This is a genomic window from Sphingobacterium sp. UBA7631 (assembly GCF_002483935.1).
GTDB classification, from domain to species: Bacteria; Bacteroidota; Bacteroidia; order Sphingobacteriales; family Sphingobacteriaceae; genus Sphingobacterium; species Sphingobacterium multivorum.
This window is the reverse complement of record NZ_DLIX01000010.1, coordinates 1094769-1116814: the sequence shown is the minus strand read 5'-3', so window position 1 is coordinate 1116814 and position 22046 is coordinate 1094769. Positions and strand designations below refer to the sequence as shown.

General features: G+C 43.4%; 10 protein-coding genes. 9 read left to right on the top strand and 1 reads right to left on the bottom strand.

Annotated elements, in window-relative coordinates:
* Nucleotides 1-88 precede the first annotated feature (88 nt).
* The 3 genes from B3P16_RS21310 (at nt 89) to B3P16_RS21300 (ending at nt 6268) form a co-directional block, all read left to right on the top strand.
* Nucleotides 89-865: a phosphatase PAP2 family protein gene (locus B3P16_RS21310; RefSeq protein WP_070561926.1), complete on the top strand. Its 777-nt coding sequence runs from the start codon at nt 89-91 to the stop codon at nt 863-865.
* 376 nt (nt 866-1241) lie between these two features.
* Nucleotides 1242-4487, top strand: coding sequence for a SusC/RagA family TonB-linked outer membrane protein (locus tag B3P16_RS21305; RefSeq protein WP_286844270.1), 3246 nt, complete (start codon nt 1242-1244; stop codon nt 4485-4487).
* Nucleotides 4488-4498: 11 nt separating this feature from the next.
* The gene (locus B3P16_RS21300) at nt 4499-6268 is read left to right on the top strand and encodes a RagB/SusD family nutrient uptake outer membrane protein (RefSeq protein ID WP_286831980.1); all 1770 of its coding nucleotides are present in this window, start codon (nt 4499-4501) and stop codon (nt 6266-6268) included.
* Nucleotides 6269-6377: 109 nt separating this feature from the next.
* Here B3P16_RS21300 and B3P16_RS21295 read toward each other — a convergent pair whose 3' ends face one another.
* The gene (locus B3P16_RS21295; RefSeq protein ID WP_286831978.1) at nt 6378-7307 is read right to left on the bottom strand and encodes a metallophosphoesterase; all 930 of its coding nucleotides are present in this window, start codon (nt 7305-7307) and stop codon (nt 6378-6380) included.
* An 855-nt stretch (nt 7308-8162) separates the two neighbouring features.
* On the opposite strand from B3P16_RS21295, the gene B3P16_RS21290 reads away from it, so the two are divergent.
* The 6 genes from B3P16_RS21290 to B3P16_RS21265 all read left to right on the top strand — a co-directional run bounded on the left by B3P16_RS21290 (nt 8163) and on the right by B3P16_RS21265 (nt 22044).
* On the top strand, nt 8163-8753 hold the full coding sequence (locus B3P16_RS21290; RefSeq protein ID WP_046675883.1) for a YdeI/OmpD-associated family protein: 591 nt from the start codon (nt 8163-8165) through the stop codon (nt 8751-8753).
* A 442-nt stretch (nt 8754-9195) separates the two neighbouring features.
* Complete coding sequence (locus B3P16_RS21285) at nt 9196-13206, top strand: hybrid sensor histidine kinase/response regulator transcription factor (RefSeq protein WP_286844269.1); 4011 nt, start codon at nt 9196-9198, stop codon at nt 13204-13206.
* Between the two features lie 182 nt (nt 13207-13388).
* On the top strand, nt 13389-16253 hold the full coding sequence (locus B3P16_RS21280) for a TIM-barrel domain-containing protein (protein ID WP_286844268.1): 2865 nt from the start codon (nt 13389-13391) through the stop codon (nt 16251-16253).
* A gap of 27 nt (nt 16254-16280) precedes the next feature.
* Nucleotides 16281-19418, top strand: a complete 3138-nt coding sequence (locus B3P16_RS21275; protein WP_286844267.1) for a SusC/RagA family TonB-linked outer membrane protein — start codon at nt 16281-16283, stop codon at nt 19416-19418.
* A gap of 12 nt (nt 19419-19430) precedes the next feature.
* Nucleotides 19431-21059, top strand: coding sequence for a RagB/SusD family nutrient uptake outer membrane protein (locus B3P16_RS21270; protein ID WP_070568747.1), 1629 nt, complete (start codon nt 19431-19433; stop codon nt 21057-21059).
* Nucleotides 21060-21108: 49 nt separating this feature from the next.
* Nucleotides 21109-22044: a hypothetical protein gene (locus B3P16_RS21265; RefSeq protein WP_286844266.1), complete on the top strand. Its 936-nt coding sequence runs from the start codon at nt 21109-21111 to the stop codon at nt 22042-22044.
* Nucleotides 22045-22046: the final 2 nt, after the last annotated feature.

The window sequence follows — 22046 nt, the reverse complement described above, 5'->3', positions numbered from 1 at the left end:
TTAGTTTCCGAGTTGACAATGCCCGTTGTCTTTTTTTACTGGATATTTTAATATTATCTTTGCGCACGATAAAATAAATACGGATAAAATGAGCACTTACAAAAGATACTTTATTTTTTATTGTATCCTGGTTTCACTTTTTGTAGTACCGGCTACCTCAATTGCCCAAATTCTGTCGGAACAACCGTCGGATTCGAGCCGCGGATCTCATTTTTTTAAGAAAGTTCCTTACAAGGAACTGGCTGTTCCTGTAGGACTGATCACCTATGGTGTCGTTGCCAAAGGGAATCCTTTTTTAAAGGGGATAGATGAAGACATTAGAGACGGCGTATCGAGAGGAACTAGCCGAAAAATTAAGTTGGACGATTTCACCCGCTTTGCTGGAACTGCCGGAGTATTTGTTTTGGACGCGGTAGGGGTGCCTGCCAAGCATAACCTTAAACAACGCCTGTTTACGACAGCTGTTTCTAATATTATTATGACTTCAACCGTGAAAATTATGAAATCCACCATTCCCGTATGGCGGCCTGATAGTTCAGCGAATAATTCCTTTCCTTCAGGGCATGCTGCTACTGCGTTCGTTGGTGCCGAACTGCTTTGGCAGGAATATAGACAGGAGTCAATTTGGTACGGTATTGCAGGATATGCTGTTGCAGCAGGTACCGGTTATCTGCGGATGTACAACGACAAGCATTGGTTCTCGGATATCGCTATGGGAGCTGGGGTCGGTATCTTAAGTACTAAAATCGCCTATTGGTTGCTCCCTTTGGTAGACAGTCGATTACAGAATTCGAAAAAGAGCTATGTTGTGCTTCCAACATATAACGGGAGACAATTTTGTTTAAACGCTAGTTTACAGTTTTAGGCTCATTTTTTTAAGCCCCATTCGGGGTCTCTACATTGATCGTTTTCGGCTTGCCTCAAAACAAAATTTCCTAGATAATATTCGTACAGGGGTATAAATCCACTTTAAACCCCTGTATTCACCACAGTTTTTAGGTGTTCTACCTGAAGATCGGCACTGCTGTGTCAGCCATTTCCGTTCCCTATTTCAGCATGTAACGTTTATGTGAACTTCGGATTAAAAAATCATGTTAATTTCGTAAATAAGAATTTGTTTTTTAAATTTAGTAGACAATCTAATCCACTTTTGCTGTTTTTTACAAAAAGAAAAGCAGGCTAAGTAAATAAACCAAAGTTGAGCCTAAGGGTTCTTTATTATTTTAAACCAATTTGTAATTATGATGAGAAATTTTTTTCTTCATGGAAAGGCGAGACCCATTAGCCTTTTGGGGCTCTGCCTGCTGTTTAGTCAGCCTGATTCTTACGCACTGAATCTGGATCCGATCAATGCTATTGTCGATCAAGATCAGGTTACAGGGATCGTCAAAGATGAGAAAGGTCAGGCATTAGCCGGCGCTACCATCACCGTCAAAGGAACATCCGTTCAAGCATCCTCCAATCAACAAGGTATTTTTGCTATTCGGGCCAAGCGTGGTGATGTTTTGGTCGTGAACTACCAAGGCTTTACAAAACAGGAGGTAGCCGTTTCCGCAGGCAACATCAGTGTTGTTATGGTTTCGAGTGATCAGGCGCTTGAAGAGGTCGTGATCATTGGCTATGGTAAGCAGCGGAAAGGGAATATCACCGGTTCCGTCGCTACCGTCAATGCAGAACAGCTAAAAAATATCCCCAGTTCAAATCTTTCCAATTCACTTGCCGGTAGAGCAGCGGGGGTCAATGTCACCAATACTTCGGGGATGGCTGGAGCATCGTCGAGCTTGCGTATCCGGGGGAGTTTTGCCGAGCCACTTTATGTAATTGATGGTGTGGTCCGCGATAAAGCTGCATTTGATGTGCTTGAAGCGAACGAGGTCGACCAAATGACCTTCTTAAAAGATGCAGCGACTGCCGCGGTGTACGGCACCCGGGCGGGTAATGGCGTTGTCGTTGTGACGACGAAAAAAGGAACAGCGCAAGCACCAGTTTTTAATGTACAAAGTAATTATACTTTTAATACGCCAACACAGGAACTTCTTGCGAATTTAACGACTGCACAAGATGAACTCACCTATCAAAACAGGGTCGCCGAATTTCGCGGTCTTTCCATCCCAAATGGACAAAAAGAGTTTGATTATTTCAAGGATAAAAATTACAATGCAAATGATGTGATCTGGCGCAATCCATTTACCCATCGGCAATCCATATCGGTCAATGGTGGTGGCGACAAAATTACTTATTATAGCTTGCTGAGCTACCGCAAAGAAAATGGATCCTATAAATCTTTGGACCATGAGAAGTTCAATTTGCGCAGCAATATCTCCGCGCAGATTACCGAAGATTTTAGCATGGATTTTAATATCTCAGCCAACCAGACTAATTCGAAGCGCTTTTTTTGGCCCTTTAGCACATCTTCCAATGATGATGATTTTGATGTATCCGATTTCTACCGTGTTACCTTCAACTGGCCAAAGATGTATCCGTTTTACCTGAATGCAGACGGAACACCGAGCAATACACCAACGGCTTATCCCGTACAGACACCTATGGGAAGTTGGCAGGCATGGAATGTGATCGACCAGGTCATCGGTGATCGTTATATCGACCGCAAAGTGCGGCAGGTTAATCCTATTATGACCCTAAACTTGAAGCTGGATAAATTGGTACAAGGTCTATCGACAAAACTTGTGGGGAGTTATCTTGCCAGTGACTATATGCGCAAGCGCTATATGAGCTTTCAAAAAAACTACACCTTTACTTCACTGAATCCAAATGACAACCGCTTTATACCGGCCCCGCCTTCGGAAGCGAATATCAATATCTTTACTTTTAGCCAGAGTCAGCCTTTCATGGATTACAGCCCACAACGATTGTGGGAATATCAGGTAAACTGGTTTTTAAACTATAACCGCAAGTTTGGTAAACATTCCGTCGATGGGACATTGGTTTATGAGCAGTCCAAAAAAGGAGGGACGTACGTTACTTCACGGGCAGAGAATCCGATTACAGCCCTGGATCAGATGTTTATTTATCCTACAGATCGCAATTTTAGGTCGACAACTGCCAATGAAACGATCGATTCGAGACGTGGTATTATAGGGCGTGCCAACTACAATTATGCGGATAAATATATTGCGGAGTTTTCTTTTCGTTACGATGGTTCACCATTATTTCCGACGGATAAGCGGTGGGGATTTTTTCCTTCAGTATCGGCAGCCTGGCGTGTATCGGACGAAAACTTCTTTACGGATATAAAAAATACCATATCGGATTTGAAGTTCCGAGCTTCTTATGGTACAACGGGTAATGATTTGGATGTTAATGCCAATCGAATCGGGCAATTTGGTTATTTAGAAAAGTATACCACCTCGGGCGGCTATATGTTTGGTGACCGCTATTATAATGGTATTGCGTATGGTGCAACCCCAACACAAAATCTAACCTGGACAACTTCTAAGAGTGTCAACTTGGGTTTGGATTTTGGATTTGTTAATAATAAACTGACCGGTAGCCTTGATCTGTTTTCACGCAAGGAAACCAATATTCTTGGTCCAAGATCGCTGAAGGTCCCTGACAATTACGGTCGCGCACTTGCTCCCGAAAATTATGCGGCGAGAAGTTATAAAGGCGGCGAGATTTCTTTTAACTGGAATGACAAGGTTGGTGAAGTGGCTTATGGTCTCAATGCAAATCTGGGGTATGCCAAAGACCGTTGGGACATCATTGACGAAGAACCATCTTATGCATCGGGCCAGCCGCAGAACTTTCGCTCCAGAATTGGGCGGCCAGAAAATAGAATTATCGGCTTAGAGGCACTGGGTTTAGTAAGGACACAGGCTGAAGCCGACGCACTGAAAGCAAAAGGATTTAAGACCTACGGAAGGGATCCTTTTCCTGGGATGATCTTATATAAAGATATTCAAGGGGCGAACTACTCAGGAGGTCCGGATGGGAAAATTGATGATAACGATTTGCAGTTATTGTCAGACAATAATTCTCCGCGCATCAATTACGGGTTTGGCTTCAATGCGAGCTGGAAAGGCTTCTATGTCTCGACATTATTTCAGGGGGTTCTTGCTTATGATCGGATGATCAGTAATCAAGAAGGTGGTGGAATGCGTCAGCATGGCGATACTTTCCGTCCATATTACCCGATTTGGGCCTCCGATGTCTGGACGCTGGATAATACCAATGCGAAATACCCTCGTCCAACAGGCTATTCTGGTTGGGCTGAGTCTGGTGCAGCTCCTTCGTCGTTCTGGATAAGAAATGGAGCCTATCTGCGTTTACGCGATGTTAACGTGTCTTACCGATTGCCGAAAAGCATGACCGAGAAGATCCGTGTAAAAGATGTCAACCTGTTTTTCAATGGAACCAATTTGTTTGTTTTTTCGCCGATGAAAGAATTCCATGATCCGGAACAAAAGCTGTATGATTCTTATCCAGTCATGAAAACCTTTACGTTTGGACTTGATGTTAAATTTTAAATGAAAAAAAGATGAAAAAAATATATTATCCTTTAATAGCGTTGGCTCTGTGTATGTCTTCCTGTAAAAATGTGCTGGACATTGAAGATCTCAATTCGCTGGATGAAGCTAAAGTATGGGCCGATCCAAATCTAGTCAACGGCTATCTTGCCAATCTATATCCACTATTTGGCAACTGGAACGCTGGTGCGGATGGAAATTCGGAACAACTAATTGGCATCGCTTTCCCTTTGGATGCGGTCACCGTCAACAATGGTTCTTACAAATCCTGGGATTATACAACCATCCGAAAAATTAATACGGCGATCCAGAAAGTTGGTGAAAGTACTGTGCTAAAAGCGGACTTCAAAAATGCGGTGATTGGGCAGTCTTTGTTTCTCCGTGCCTATATGTATTTTAATATGGTCAGGATTCATGGTGGGGTCCCTTATATTACGGTACCTCAAGATTTAAAAAATGATGATCTTAATGTACCCCGCAATTCTACAAAAGAGTGTTTTGATTTAATGATCAAAGATTTGGATCAGGCTATTTCCTTACTGCCAAAAACGATTGCCAAGGGTACGGCAGATTATGGAAAGGTTGACGGTGATTTTGCGGCAGCTTTTAAAGCGAAAGTATTGTTATATAAAGCTTCACCCCAGTTTAATCCTTCCAATCCTTATGGAAATGCCTATTGGCAGGAAGCTAATACCGCGAATAAATTAGCTTATGATCAGCTTAAGGCAGATGGCTACAGTTTGACTTCAGATTATTCCAACATCGCGCTGGTAGAAAAAGGTCCAGAGGTTGTTTTTGCCGTGATTAATACCTATCCAAATAAAGTTGCCAATTGGGATAATGGCGTACGTCCGGGATCCGAAAGTAGGGGGCCGGCAGGTTCCGTTCCATCCTGGGAATTTGTAAAAGCTTTTCCAATGAAAGATGGAAAGCTTTATTTCGATCAAACGGGCAAATACTATAAGACAGAAGATCAATTTTTGCAATCCTATTGGGAAAACCGCGATCCGCGTTTTGATAAATCCATTGTGTGGAATGCCAAGATTTATGAAGTTTCAGGAAAGACTGGCAAACGACAATACACTTCTGTAGGTATTGCTCCGGCTTTAGATGACTTTGGTATAAATCCTAACGCAAAAACACCTTCTTCCAATTTGGATCGATATAGTGGGTTTTTTATCTTAAAAAACTCTAAATTATCACTAAAACAGACCGAAGTGGAAACCCAGTATGATGTGGATTTTGTGTTGATGCGCTATGCCGAAGTCCTGTTGAATTATGCTGAAACAGCAAATGAAACCGGAGACTTTGCGACAGCCTTAGATTTGGTGACACAGATCAGAAAAAGAGCGGGTATAGAACCTGGTGCGGATAATAAATATGGTATTGCAGCGACTACGAAAGAGCAAATGCGTGAAGCCATTTTAGCAGAGCGTAATATTGAGTTCTGCTTTGAAGGACATCGTTTTTGGGATTTACGACGGTTACGTAAGTTAAATATACTAAACAATACGACAAAGCATGGAGTTGAAGCTATTGCGATCAATGCTAATGGAACTGAAATGAAACTGGAAGATGCAAATGCATTGGCCAAAACATACACGTTGAAAGAGAATCAGTTTAAATATAGTGTCTTGCAGGTGCCAAGTACAGGAAACAAAGTGAACCTGGTACCAGATACCTATTATTTCTTTCCAATAGCACAATCAGTCATTGATAAAAATCCGAATATCAAGCAGAATAAAGATTGGGGCGGAACATTTAATCCAACCCTAGAATAGTGTATTCACTAAACCCATTCAATAAAAAACACCCTCAACGGCTTTCGCTGTTGGGGGTGTTTTATTTAAATTTCATTTATGGCGAGTTTTTTAATCGCCCGATTGAGCCTTATTTGGATGATAATTTAAAAACTCTTGAACTGAGTCTACCCTGGCCTTTGATTTTGATTTCTGCCGGATAAAGCTCCAAAAGACCATAGGCATTGCTTGTAGGTGTTTCTATCATACCTTCCATGGTCACAAAAGGAATATTGTTTACCATCACATAATTGCCTTTATGATTATGACCGGAAAGTACCAGTTTAACTTCTGGGAATTTGTAGAGTATATCAAGAACTGGCCTATTATTGAGTGTTTCATAACCATTTTCTGGCAATAAGGGATGATGTGTCAATACGATCACATGCTCCTTATTTTTCCGCGCTCGGGCAAGTTCGTTTTGCAACCATAGGAGTTGTTTATGATCAACTCCGCCATTCCAGGGTTGCGTATTTTTCCTTCCGTCTGCCTGTAGGCTACCCACCAAGGTTTTCCATTCACGTTGGTCTGCTGAATTGGGCGTTGTGGCATATTCACTGAGCGCATTCGTATTTAAGAAAACAAATCGCCATTTCCCTTTTGTAAATGCGTAGTATTTAGCTGGCATCCCAAAAGTGGTGTGCAGAAGATCTGGTTTAGATACGCTGACATAGTCATGGTTGCCAAGTAGACAATACATCGGTTTTTTTAAAGGGTAGAGATGTTTTAACAATACAGGTAGATCTTTTGGACCTTCGTCGACAAGATCGCCAAGAACCAATGAAAAATCGACTTTATTGCGATTAAAGAAGTCTACAGCGGTATCGACTTTCATTAAAGAATTGTGGTAGAACCGGCTACCGTGGTCTATTTTGTCTGCGTATTGCATATCGGCCATGATACCGATACGGAGAACCGGCCTGTTGGATTGTGCCATGCTGAATAAGCTTGGTAAAGAGCAGATGACGAATATGGAAAGAAACTTCCATTCCCGTTTGATTTTTAAACCAATCTGTTTCATTTTTTATAGCGTTTTAACATGTGTTTCTATAAGAATACAAGGTACTTGTTCTCTTCATGCTGTCTTATTGTTGATCCAGGTGTGCTTGAACGTTAGCCTCGAATAATTGATTATAATGTTATCACGAGTATACGGAGAATGGATTAGAGATTCAAATAAAATGAATACACAAACGTTTGTGTAAATTGATGAATCCCTAACGAATTATAAATGGCTGCCAACACATATAAACTATCGATCTTTTAGCTTATTGTAATACCGTAAATTGGCGATTGTCGTGTTTAACGAATAAAAGGTTTAGGTAGTTATGGTATTTTGATGCCAATTTATCTCGGAATTATACTTCCCGAATATTGGGCTTGTCGGAAATGTATTTATGAGGGGGCTATGGGTACGGATGCATGGAGGAAACTCCGTACAGTGTTTTGGCGACAGTAAAGCGTTTGGTGAAGTGATTTTCCAGTTTTCGTCTTTTCTGGTTTCGGGGTTAACTGCTGCATTGATCTCAATTTCTTTAAGGGCTTGTTATCTGAAACGAAATGCAAAAAAATAAATGTTTTTTTTACCCTATTTGACGCTATCGATTTGGCGCCTACGAAAAGTGATCATCTGGCGAGTGAGGAAAAGTCGGTGTGTTTTTCGCAGTCTGCATACAGATTGTTCTACTCGTCATACTTATCCTAGTTCCAAAAAGGTACATTCTTAGAATTTAAGAAGGAAAATATTGGTGAACAATTTGGATTAACAAATGTGCTGAGCTTGTCCATATCCTTTTGGACAACAGTGATGATTAGCATTTGAAAAAGTCGTATTTTCACAATAGATAAATTCGATCTATTCCAATCGACAAAAACAATGATAAAACACCATGCAGAAGAAAGAGTCACTATTTACCTGAACACAAAGGAAGAGTGGCGGCTTTGGCTCGAAAACAATCATCAAATAGCACAATCAATTTGGGTGATCTGTAATACCAAAAAATCAAATCTACCAGTAGTCAGTTGGACAGAGCTGGTGGATGAAGCTTTGTGTTTTGGCTGGATTGATAGCACGAGGAGGCCGATTGATGCCTATTCATTTATGCAATTATTTAGTCGAAGAAAACCAAAGAGCACGTGGTCTAGAATCAACAAAGAAAAAGTTAAAAAACTAATCGATGCGAATCTGATGGCTCCAGCGGGGTACGCGGTTATAAAAATAGCACAAGAAAATGGCTCTTGGTCAATTTTGGACAGTGTGGAAGAATTAATTATTCCCGAGGATCTGGATGAAGCATTTCGACATTATGCTGGTTCAAAAGATTATTTTCTTGGGCTGAGTAAATCCGTCAAAAAAATGATGTTGCAATGGATTGTTCTTGCCAAAAGACCAGATACCCGCAAAAAACGCATTGATGAGATTGCCGCAAGAGCAGCAGAAAAAGATAGGCCTAAACAATTTCAGTAAAGGGATCATTTATCGAAATGAATCAGGCCTATAGCATTAGCTTTTGTCTTTTATAACTAATATTGCACGTTCTATGTAGCGTTGTTTCGCTTTTTTTACGTTTTCCATCACTTCCTTATAAGTCAATTTCTTTCTTGGATTTTAACGATTGTTTAGAGTGGTTAAACGTATCAATTAATTTATACGAGTTCAACCAGTAGGAGGGGTTTAACTGGGGGGTAACAGGGGGTTAACAGGGGTATAACAGGGGTAAACCCTTGTTAACCCCCTGCTATATCCCTATAAAAATGGTGTTATTTAGGTTTAACTCACGAACTTGATCTCAATGTGGTAACCTAGTTTATAGGATAAAAAATATGGGGCTCATGCTAAAGCTTATATTAATAGCAACTTGATTTGCTGTATTTGCTCAATTTTTGTATCATTGGGGAGATGATAACCAATGCAGCAGCTTAAGTCTTTTTTATACGCGTATCTCCAACTTTTTCTTTTCCTTTTCTTAGGGCAATCTTCAGTTTGGAGCCAGGTCAATACGTATGCGTTTAAAACCTTAACTTCTGACCAGGGCCTGGTCCATAATCATGTCAATTGCGCACTCAGGGATAAGTACAATTACCTCTGGTTTGGTACCGAATCTGGCCTTAGCCGATTTGATGGGACGCAATTCACAAATTTTCGCTATTCCGCCAATAAACGTACCGGCCTGAGTGGAAATGCAATTTCCGCAATCTTTGAGGGACCAGAAGGCAATGTATGGATTCGCACCAGCAATCGGATGAATGTGTATGATCAGCACTCAGGCATTATCGTCCAGCAGCTTGATTCCATACTGACCCACTTAAAGCTGCCCGTCAAAGACGTACACACGATAAGGCCGCTGGCAGGGCAGACCTTCGCATTATTGTATAGCGATCGTTCGCTGATCTTGTACGATAGCTTAAAGAAAACCTATCGTACTGTACCGTCGTTGACAAAAAACAACCGAATCGCTGATGTGATAGCTGGTCAAGGGCACACGATCTGGGTAATCTACGAAAATGGCCTGTTGGGCCACATCGATACCAAATCATTGCGAAGTACCAAAACCAGCCTATTGCCGATCAGCAGTAAGCTGGTAAATTATAATCTATTTGCCGACCGGGAAGGGGCGATATGGATTTTCTCAAAAGACATTCCAATTGGTGTATACTGGCTTGACCCGAAAGATGGATCAATTCAACACCTCCAAAAAGAACTGTCCAATCCTTTTGTAGGCAATATCGTGCAAGATGATCAAGGGCATCTTTGGCTAGGAACTGATCATGGTGGGATCAATGTTTATGATAAAAAAACAAAAAGTGTACAGATCCTCGCTAACGATAAATATGATTTACGGAGCCTACCTTACAATAGCATAACGGCTTTATATCGGGATAAGTCAGGTATCATATGGGCGGGAACCTATAAAGGTGGCATCAGTTATTATCATCCCAAGCTGTTGTTATTCTCTTTAATCAGGAACTATCCAGGGCTTCCTAAATCGCTTCCCTTTGACGATGTCAATAAGTTTGTACAGGATCGAAAGGGTAATCTATGGATCGGGACAAACGGTGGGGGATTGCTCTATTATAATATCAGTCAGAAAACATTCACGCAATACCTGCATGATCCTCAGGATCCCAACAGTTTGAGCTCCAACGTGATTGTTTCCTTATTGCTGGATACGGAAGATAAGCTGTGGATCGGAACTTATCGAGGTGGTATGTGTCGATTCGACGGCAAAAGTTTTAAGGTTTTCCACCGTGATTCGGCACCTGGAAAGTTGAACGACGATAGTGTATGGGAGATCTACGAGGATAGTCAACATCGATTTTGGATAGGAACCTTAAGTGCTGGCTTGTACCTGTTTGATAAAAAGACAGAACAGTTTTCGAGAGCGTATACTCGGCAGGGACAAACCATTAACAGCAATTATATCTCTGTCTTGTTTGAAGATTCAAAAAAACGGCTCTGGACCGGCACAGCGACAGGTTTGGCATTGTTGGCTCCCGACGACAAGATTAGCTATATGAATACATCCAGTTCGCCCATGAAACTTATGAATGATCTGATTTATGATATTAAAGAGGACAAAACTGGTCGTATTTGGGTAGCAACACAAGAGGGCTTGCATGTAATCGACGGTACAAAAGTAAGCTATCTCACACAGCAGGATGGACTCAGCGACGATGCGATCCTGGCGCTCTTGGTCGATAATCAGGGGGGAATCTGGGCTTCAACAAACAAAGGACTGTCGGCGATTGTCGGCAAAGGGCAGGCCGAGAAGTTCATCATCCGCAATTTTACAAGGGAATCAGGCCTTCAGGGGAATGTATTCAATGAAAACGCCGCTTTAAAAATGCGGGACGGAAGACTTGTCTTTGGTGGGCCAAAGGGATTCAATTTTATCGACCCTAAGAAAATTACCAGCGAAAGTGAACTGGTCTTACCGCTTTTGTCCAATCTTTATTTATTTAACAAGCGGATAGCCGTAGGTGAGGAATTTTCGGGCCGGGTCATTTACGATCAAGCCCTGAATAATCTTAAAGAACTGAGTCTTCCTTACAACCTCAATGCCATTTCGCTGGAGTTCTCTACCTTTGACTACCTGCAACAGCATAATGGACTCTACCAATATCAGCTTGCTGGTCTAAGTGATGAATGGTTTGATTTTGAACCGGCAACCATGCGCGCCAATTTCACCAATCTAGACACCCGAAGCTACAATTTGTATATTCGGCACGCCATCGATTCGAATAGCTGGTCTGAGGGCGTGCTGCTCCTAACAATCGATATACAGCCACCTTTTTGGCGTTCGGCTTGGGCCTTTCTTTTCTATGCCAGCCTGGTACTGATCGTCCTATGGGCTTATTTTTATTTGACAAAACTACGTGTCAAGACGCGCAATCAACTCTACCTCGCCCAGGAACAGGCTGCACAGGCAAAGGAACTGGATGCGTTGAAAACACGTTTCTTTACCAATATAAGTCATGAATTCAGAACTCCGATCAGTTTGATTCTAACTCCAGCGCAGCAGCTGCTGGATGAAGAGCAGCATCCAGAAAAAAAAGCCGACCTAAACTTAATCAAGAAGAATGCAGACCGTCTGCTTAAATTGGTCAATCAGCTGCTGGACTTTAGAAAATTGGAGAAAAGTGAGCTTGAGCTGAACGAAGCGTATGGGGACCTCACGGGATTTATCCGCGAAATGCTTGATGCCTTTGCCGGGATAGCGCATAGCAATCAGATCTCGCTGCAGGTCAATATCGCTCCAGACACCTATCTGTCCTGGTTTGACAAAAACAAATTGGAAAGCATTATTTTCAATCTGATGTCAAATGCGATCAAGTTTAGCCCGGTATCCGGCATTGTGGCATTCAATGCCGAAGTCACTGAACACGAAACAGGAAAGATGCTGCGTATTGAAGTTCAAAATCAGGGTACAGCGATTCCCGAAAACCTACAAGCCCGCGTATTTGAACGTTACATGCAACTGGATGTGCCCAATGGAAAACTGAATCAGGGTACGGGAATCGGGCTTTCTATTGTTAAAGACTATGTCGAATTCTTGGGCGGAACTATCGCGCTGAGCAGCAATGTGCACTGGACGATTTTTAAAGTTCAGCTACCCATACATAAGGCCGAAGCGAGTGTCGATCCTGTCGAAAGCAATAAGCAGGATAAACCCGCTATTTTATTGGTCGAAGATGATATCGACTTCCTCCATTACCTGGAGCGGAGCCTGAGTTCAGCCTACCTAATCCACGCTGCGCAAAGCATCAATGATGCAAAATTGATCCTAAGCAAGCAACAGGTCAATCTGATCATCACCGATCTCAGCCTCCCTGGAGAAAGCGGACTGGAATTTTGCCGGTTTATAAAGGCCCAGGCCAAGCTGGTCCATATCCCTGTGCTGATTGTAACGGCCGTAGTCAATCAGAAAATTGAACTGGAAGCCTTGGAGTCGGGTGCTACAGATTATATCAACAAGCCTTTTAATATTAACCTGCTACGTTCAAAATTAGCGCAGATACTCCATCAACAACAGACAATGGTAAAACGGTATAAAAAACAGATTAATGTTAATCTGGCGCAGCCCGATATCGTATCTGCTGATGAACAGTTTATCCGTATGCTGGTAAAGGAAATTGAACAGGATCTCAGCGACTCTTCGCTTTCTGTCGAACTGCTAGCCAAAAGAATGAACCTCACGCGCGTAGGGCTTTATAAAAAGGTGCTAGCCATCACAGGCTATTCACCGATGGAATACATCCGACATATTCGGCTCAAACGTGCCATGCATCTGGTTCAGAACTCGAAATTATCGATGGCTGAAATTGCTTATGAAGTAGGATTCGGAAATCCGAAACAATTCAGCAAATATTTTAAATCTGCATTTGGCAACTTGCCGTCTTTCTATCGAAAAAGCTTGTAAATAAAAGGTTTATAGGTAATATCGCCTGCGAGTATTCCCATACAAGTTAACAAAATAACCCCTAAAAGTTAACAAAACATACCCCTTATACAACCGGTTGCATTCTATATTTGATCTGTTCTTTCAATAGGAAAGGACGCGTAATAACCAAGGGAATATAATAACCAATAAATCTTATTTAAATGCGCAACTTAACGTACGCTTTAAGTGGTTTGATGCTCTTCGCAATCGTGCAGCAGGGATTTAGCCAAACCAATAAAGCTCATTATGAAAAAATGCCTTCCGGTATTAAGGTCAGCTTCAAAAATTCGGAGACCTCCATTGATCAGGATATTTATTTGGATGTCGTGACCGACAAGATCGTGCGTGTCACAGCTGTTCCGGCTGGTGCAGCCTTACCAGGACAAACAAGCTTAGTAATCGTCGATTCACTGCGCCGGCAAGTAAAATCACTCGCAGTAAGTTCGACGGACTCAACAGTAAATGTCCAAACGGCCAATACGCAGGCCGTAGTTTCCTTGATGAATGGTCAAGTGGAATTTTTTGACCTTAAGGGGCAATCCATCTTGAAAGAAGCAAAGCGGAATTCAAGTTCTTTTTTAGCCAATAGTTATCAAGGTGATGCATTTTATCACATAAACCAGGACTTTATTGTCAATACGGAAGAAGGGATCTATGGACTCGGCCAACATCAGAATGCAGTGATGAACTATAACCGCGGAAAACAGGTTTCACTGCTGCAATATAATACAGAAATCGGAATACCCTTTTTACTGTCAACCAATAACTATGGTATTTTATGGCACAATTACTCCATTACAAAAGCGGGCGACGTAAGGCCCTTATTGCCCTTAAATTCTTTTAAGTTGCAGTCAAAAGAAGGAGAGCCGGGTTGGCTCACGGCAACCTATGTAAATCGGAACAGGGACGAAGAAGTGTATCTATCCCGACCGGAATCGATTATCGACTATGGCTACCTAACAGATCAGCATAAGTTTCCAAAGGGCGTAAATCTGGCCGAAAGTAAGGTCATCTATGCCGGAAGTTTCTCTTCGCCCTACACAGGCAAACATGTGCTGCATTTTAAATATTCAGGTTATATGAAAGTCTGGATTGACGGGGAGCAGGTCGCCGACCGCTGGCGGCAATCCTGGAATGCAGGTACCTTTGAGATTGAAAGGGACCTGCAGAAAGATAAGATCCACCAGATCCGCATGGAATGGATACCAGATGGGGGGGAATCTTATTTTACCTTAAACTGGCAGAGTCCTATCCCAGAAGCGCGCAAAAACGTATTTTCCTTTAATTCGGAAGCTGGAGATGCCATTGATTATTACTTTGTTCAGGGCACATCAATGGATGAGGTCATTGCAGGTTATCGCCACTTGTCCGGCAAGGCACCGATTATGCCGCTTTGGAGCTTCGGATTTTGGCAGAGCAGGGAACGCTACAAGACGCAAGCGGAAATTGAAGCGGTCGCAGCTGAATTCCGTAAGCGCAAGATTCCGATCGACAATATTGTGCAGGATTGGTCTTACTGGACTGAAAATGACTGGGGGAGCCAGAAATTTGATGTAAAGCGTTTTCCAGATCCTCAGGCGATGGTGAAGAAGCTGCATGATCAGCACTTTAAGATCATGATTTCGGCCTGGCCCAAAATCAATGAAGAGTCATCGGTATACCAAGAATTTAAAGCAAACAAATGGATCTATCCGCGAAATATTTATGACGGCCGTAAAGATTGGATCGGAAAGGGCTATACCTCGACATTTTATGATCCTTTCAACAAAGCGGCACGCGATGGGTTCTGGAAATTGTTGGACAACAATCTTTTCAAAATTGGGATCGATGCCTGGTGGATGGATGCGAGTGAGCCAGATATTCACTCCAATATTGATCTGGACGAGCGTAAATCGGTCTTTCAGCCAGCTATAGGATCATCTGTTCGCTACTATAATGTGTTCCCTTTGCAAAATGCCAAGGGTATCTACGAGGGCCAGCGTGAAACAGATCCTAACAAACGGGTGTTTATTCTGACGCGATCCTTTTTTGCAGGGCAGCAGCGCTATGCGGCGGCTGCCTGGAGCGGCGATATTGCTTCGAGATGGCATGACATGAAAGATCAAATTGCCGGGGGCATCAATTTCTCGATGTCCGGTACACCTTATTGGACAATGGATGCAGGTGGCTTTTTGGTTGAAAACAGGTTTCACAAACCTGATGCGGCGGACTTGGAGGAGTGGCGCGAGCTGAATAGCCGCTGGTACCAATACGGGGCATTTTTGCCTTTGTTCAGGGCGCATGGACAATATCCCTACCGCGAGCCGTATAATATCGCTCCTGTGGATCATCCGGCCTATAAAAGCATGACCTACGCGATTAATCTACGGTATAAATTACTGGCCTATAATTATAGTCTTGCCGCGAAGACTTTTTTTGAAGACTATTCGATGATACGTGGACTTGCCATGGATTTCCCTCAGGACAAAGATGGATTCGACCGCAATGACCAATACCTTTGGGGACCATCTTTGCTCATCAGTCCTGTCACTGAAAAAGGTGCGAGCTCACGCAAGATACACTTTCCAAAAGGAACCAGCTGGTATGATCTATACAATGGCAAGATGGTAGCAGGTGGGCAGGATCTGCTTGTTGGTGCACCATACGAACGTATCCCTGTTTATGTCAGAGCCGGAGCAATAGTGCCTATTGGACCGGTCATGCAGTATACTGCCGAGAAAAAGCCGGATGTACTGGATGTCTATGTCTATGCGGGAGCAAACGGTCATTTTTCACTCTATGAAGACGAAGGAAGCAACTATAATTATGAAAAAGGGAAATATAGTCGCATTGATTTCAGTTATGACAATTCGACAAAGACGCTGTCAGTGGCCAACCGTCAGGGTGATTTCGATGGCATGCTGACCAAAAGAAAGTTCAATTTCATTTTTGTCAGCGACAGCAACGCCGTTGGACTGGATGTTTCACCAGCAAAACCCACAGTGGTAACCTATGCCGGTAAAGCCTTGCAGGTCAAATTAAAATAATAAAAACCAATTTATAAATCAAGAGATATGATAAGCAAACAATTGTTGAGCAGGGGCATGGCCGTCGTTGTCATGACCAGCGTAACCTCTTTGGTCTGGGCACAATCCTTTACCGGATCGGTTGTCTCGGCTGATTCAGGACTGCCGATCGGGGGAGCGAGTATCAAAGTAAAGAATCAGAAGATTTCAACAAGCAGTGATGAATCGGGCAAGTTTGCACTGAAGGCCAGCACAGGGACAGTATTGATCGTTACCTACGTGGGGTACAAAACCGAAGAAATTACAGTGACTGGCCCCAATATGGTGATCCGCCTGCAGCCGCAAGCTTCCGATCTTGAAGAGGTGGTGGTTATCGGCTACGGTGTACAAAAGAAAAAACTGAATACAGGAGCCAATTTGAAGGTGGAGGGTGAAGAACTACAGAAGCGCAATCAATTAAACCCGCTGCAGTCGCTTCAGGGGCAAGCACCGGGTGTATCCATTACATCAACTTCCGGTCAGCCGGGAGCAGATATGAAGGTGGTCGTACGGGGGCTGGGAACAATTGGCAATTCAGGCCCCTTGTACGTCATCGATGGCGTTCCGGGAGGGGATATTTCGGTCTTAAATGCGGCCGATATCCAATCTATCGACGTATTGAAAGACGCGGCTTCGGCCGCCATCTATGGTTCGCAGGCTGCCAATGGGGTTATTCTGGTCACCACTAAAATGGGCGCTGCGGGAAAAAATGTGCTGTCGTTTGATGGCTATACAGGCATTCAGAACGTTTCGCGTAAAGCAAAATTGCTGGATGCAGATCAGTACAAGCTGATCATGAATGAGCAATCGCTGAATTCGGGGGCTGGGGTTATTGATTTTAACAGCATGGACGGTCTGGCCAATACCAATTGGATGGATTACATGTTTAAGGATAATGCAAAAATGGACAATTACAATGTTGCCCTGACTGGCGGCAATGAAAAATCCACCTACGCCTTATCGATGAACTATATTGGTCAGGAGGGAATTGTCGGTGGTAAAGATGTTTCCAACTATCAGCGTTATGGTTTCCGTACGAACTCGGAACATAAACTCTTCGATAACTTTGTGAAAATAGGTCAGCACCTTAACTTTAACTACATCAAAAATCGGGGCATCGGTGTAGGCAACCAGTACAATAATACCTTACGCGGTGCTTTTGCGACTTCGCCCTTGTCACCGGTGTACTCGGACAATGGCTTGTACGGAAGTCCTTTCAATGATACCTCCAATTCACCTTGGTACAATGGGGACAGCAATCCATATGGGGTGATGATGACCAATTCGAACAATGCCAATGATGGCCAAAAATTACTGGCGGATGTATTTGCGGAGATTGAGCCGATCAAAGGCTTGAAGGTCCGGTCATTGCTGGGATTCAATTATTATGCTTCAGAATACAGAAGTTTTACGCCCTTATACCGCTTCTCCATCTACACCTACAACCAAGATCATACAACAACCTCACAGAACATGAGCAAAGGTCATACGCTGACCTGGACAAATACGGCTTCCTATGACTTTGATATCCATACGGATCATCTTTTTTCGGCTATGGTTGGTATGGAATCGCTACGTTACCAGGGAACTTACCTTTCGGGGTCCAACTGGAATCTACTTTCGCAGTTCAATGATTTTGCACATGCTTATTTGGATAATACCACAGGCCAGGCACACCTAGACGAAAAAGGGAACGTCGTCGAAACGCGTACCGTGTCTGGAAAACCAGAGAACATCACCCGCAGGGTATCCTATTTTGGACGGCTGGGTTACAACTATAAGGAAAAGTACCTGTTGAATGCTACATTGCGTGCAGATGGATCCTCTAAATTTTCGCGCAGCAATCGCTGGGGATATTTTCCTTCGGTATCGGCAGGCTGGGTAATTTCTTCGGAAGAGTTTTTTAAAGAACATTTAGCGGCTGTAAACTTCTTTAAACTTCGTGCTTCATGGGGGCAAGTGGGTAACCAGGATATCGCTGATTTTCAATATGCGGCACCCATCAGTACCTCAACAGGCATTACATCCTCCAACCCCGGAGCACATTATGTCTTTGGAACGAGCAATAATAATATCGCCGGTGCTTATCCGAGCCGCTTATCCAATCCGAATCTGACCTGGGAAACTTCCGAACAGACCAATATTGGATTTGACGCCAAATTTGCGAACAGCCGCCTGAATGTTGTTGCCGATTTTTATGTCAAAAAGACCAAGAACTGGCTGGTTACAGCGCCTGTTTTGGCGACAACCGGAACGTTGCCCCCTTTTATCAATGGCGGTGACGTGAAGAATACAGGGGTGGAATTGGGCCTAAATTGGGCGGATAAGATCAATGAAGTCAAGTATCGTCTTGGGGTAAATGGTGCCTATAACAAAAATAAGGTGGGACAGATTCCGACTGAAGATGGCATTATCCATGGACAGACAGCCATGTTATACGATAATTCGGAAGAATTTTATCGTGCTGCAAATGGTCTACCCATTGGCTACTTCTGGGGGTATAAGACAGACGGCCTATTCCAGAACCAAGCCGAGATCGACGCCTGGAAAACAGCCGGGAAAGGTATCCTTCAAGCGGATGTGAAACCGGGCGATGTGAAATATGTAGACCAGAATAGTGATGGTATTATTAATGCCTCGGATAAGACAAATCTGGGTGTGGGCATGCCTAATTTTACTTATGGATTTAATATTGGACTGGATTATAAAGGATTTGATTTCTCGGTGAATGCCTACGGTTCCCTGGGAAACAAAATTGTACAATCTTACCGCAATCATGCCAATAAACAAGCAAACTATACCACGCGAATATTAGACCGATGGACCGGAGAGGAGACTTCCAGTACAATTCCCCGTGTTACGGAAACGAATGTCAATTGGCAGTTTTCAGACCTTTATATTCAGGATGGAGACTTTCTTCGGATCAGCAATGTGACCTTAGGTTATGATCTGTCGAAGCTGATCAAATGGAAGTATGCTAATCAGATCCGCTTCTACGTTCAAGGACAAAACCTGTTCACGTTCACCAAATATGATGGGATGGATCCCGAGATCGGTTATGGAACCGATGGTTGGGTGTCGGGTATCGACCTTGGTTACTATCCAAGACCAAGGACTGTATTATTTGGCCTAAATGTTAAATTCTAAACACAAGAAATCATGAAAAAAACGAGCTATATCTATCATTCCATGTTATTTGGGTCCTTAATCTTAGGATCATGTTCATCCAGTTTTTTGGATGTCGAACCGATGACAAGCGTTTTGGAAAGCAATTTTTATAAAACCATAGCCGATGCTGACATGGCTTTGGTCGGCTGTTATGATGGTTATCAACGGACGACCTCCAATGGGAGCCAATCTTTCTATCTGACAGCAGAGGTGTCCGCCGACAATTGTTTTGGCGGAACAGGTACAACAGACGGTCGATCATTTCAGGCAATAGACCGTTTTGATATTGCGCAGTCCCAATCGGACAATAATATCTTTGATGGTACCTGGTCTGATTACTATGCGGGAATTTTTCGCTGCAATACACTCTTGGGAAAATTGGATGGCACTGATTTTTCAGGCAACACAACAGCGCGGGCACGTATTGAAGGGGAAACGAAGTTCCTACGGGCGACCATGTACTTTGATCTCGTCCGTCTATTCGAAAACATACCTTTGCTAACGAGCCCGACCAATGAGAATATTCCACAGTCGGATCCCAAAGCGATTTATCAACTGATTGTTTCGGACCTTAAATTTGCGGCTGCCAATATCCCAGCCACAGCTTACCCCAAGTCAGCTGCGGCAACCAATGATGGCCGGGCTACTCCATTTGCAGCAAAAGCGCTATTAGCCCGTGTTTATCTATTTTATTCAGGTTATTATGGTGGCGAGGATATCGGTGTCTCCAAAGCCGAAGCCCTGGCGGGACTGGAAGAGGTTATCGGTAGCGGCCAGTTTGCGTTGGTGGCTGATTTCAAAAATCTGTGGCCAGCAGCGAGTTATATCCCCAATGCAAGCAATAATACACTAGATATCTCCAAATATGCCGGCAAGGGAAATGCAGAGGTTGTATTTGCACAGAAATTCAACAATACATCGAACTACAACGGTTATGTTGATGGCAACCGCTGGGTCGTCTTTCTGGGCTTGCGCGGAAAAAATTGGTCGCCCTATGGCCAAGGATGGGGGGCATGTACGGTAAGCAAAAAGTTTTTCAATGAGTTTGACAACACGGATACGCGCAAAACCGCCTCAATTATTGATATCGATGGCGAGAACATCACTGGATTTGACCTCAAAGACCAGCGTGAGTATACAGGTTACACCATAAAAAAATACGCCCCCACGGCATTGCCGGATGGGACCACCAATACAGGTGGGGATAAGGATATGCAACTGTCCCAAGACCAGGATTACTTTGTCATCCGCTATGCTGATGTCTTGCTTATGGCGGCAGAACTCGGTTCCGCAAACGCGCAGAAATACTTTGATGAGGTAAGAAAAAGAGCTTATAAGACCAATTTTGTGTCGCTAGCAGTTTCAAAAAACAATATTCTGAAAGAAAGAAAATTTGAATTTGCGTTTGAAGGTATCCGCTATTGGGATGTATTGCGGCAGGGGCTGAATAATGCCGCCGCAACACTAGAAACAACAGAGGATGTGCTAAGTGGATCTGTACCCGAGAAGGTCATCGTGACTAAAGAGCGTTTTTTGACAACGAAAGGATTTATGCAAATACCCAATAAGCAGATTACCTTATCCAATGGTGTACTGAAACAAAATGCTGGATGGAACTAAACACAAGTATACGAGGACTCACTATTAGTTGAATTATAAATAGACAAACATGAAAAAGATATTCACCTATGCCATCTGCTTTTTTGCGGCGATGGTACTCTTTGGAGCCTGTTCTCCTGAGAATTATATATTGGGAGACATCGATGTCACATCGGCACAGTTGGAGAAGGGTAAAGCGTTTACCATTGAACATGATGCCAATAATCCCAATATTGTGTATTTAACGAGTTTGATGGATCCCAGATACACCGCTTTATGGGAGCATCCACAGGGACGGAGCCAGGAAAAAAAGGTGACCTTGAAAATGCCTTTCCCTGGTGAGTACACTGTCAAATTTGGTGTCGAGACGCGTGGTGGCATCGTCTACGGCGAGCCTGTGACCTTTAAAATCGATCAGATGTATGCCGAATTTATCAGTGACGAGACCTGGACCTTACTGACGGGCGGGGCAGGGGAAGAGAAAACCTGGTATCTCGATCTAGATGCTGACGGTATCTCCCGTTACTTTAAAGGTCCGCTGTATTTTTACGGTACCGGTGACTGGTGGGGAAGCATCAACAAAACAGCTGCGCCCCTAAACAGCGATAGCTGGAGCTGGGAACCCGATTGGAAAGGCAATAGCTGGCTGATGCCGGCAGGCAATTATGGAAGTATGACTTTTGATCTGAAAGGCGGCGCAAACATCAACGTGAATCATGCCATGCTGGGCAAAGTCCAGAAGGGGACTTTTAATATCGACACCGAAAAGAAAACCATCCGCATGACTGGGGCTTCGCCTTTACATGGAAAACCACAAGATGGGATTGTCGTCGACTGGGGCGATGTCCGTATTATGTCGTTGACCGAGAATACCATGCAATTGGCGGTATTGCGAGATCCCGTGCTTTCGAACGACGGAGCAGCTATGCTGACCTTTAATTTTATCAGCAAGGCCTACAAGGAGAGTTTGGCCGGAGATGCCAAAGATAACAATAAGACCCCATAAAT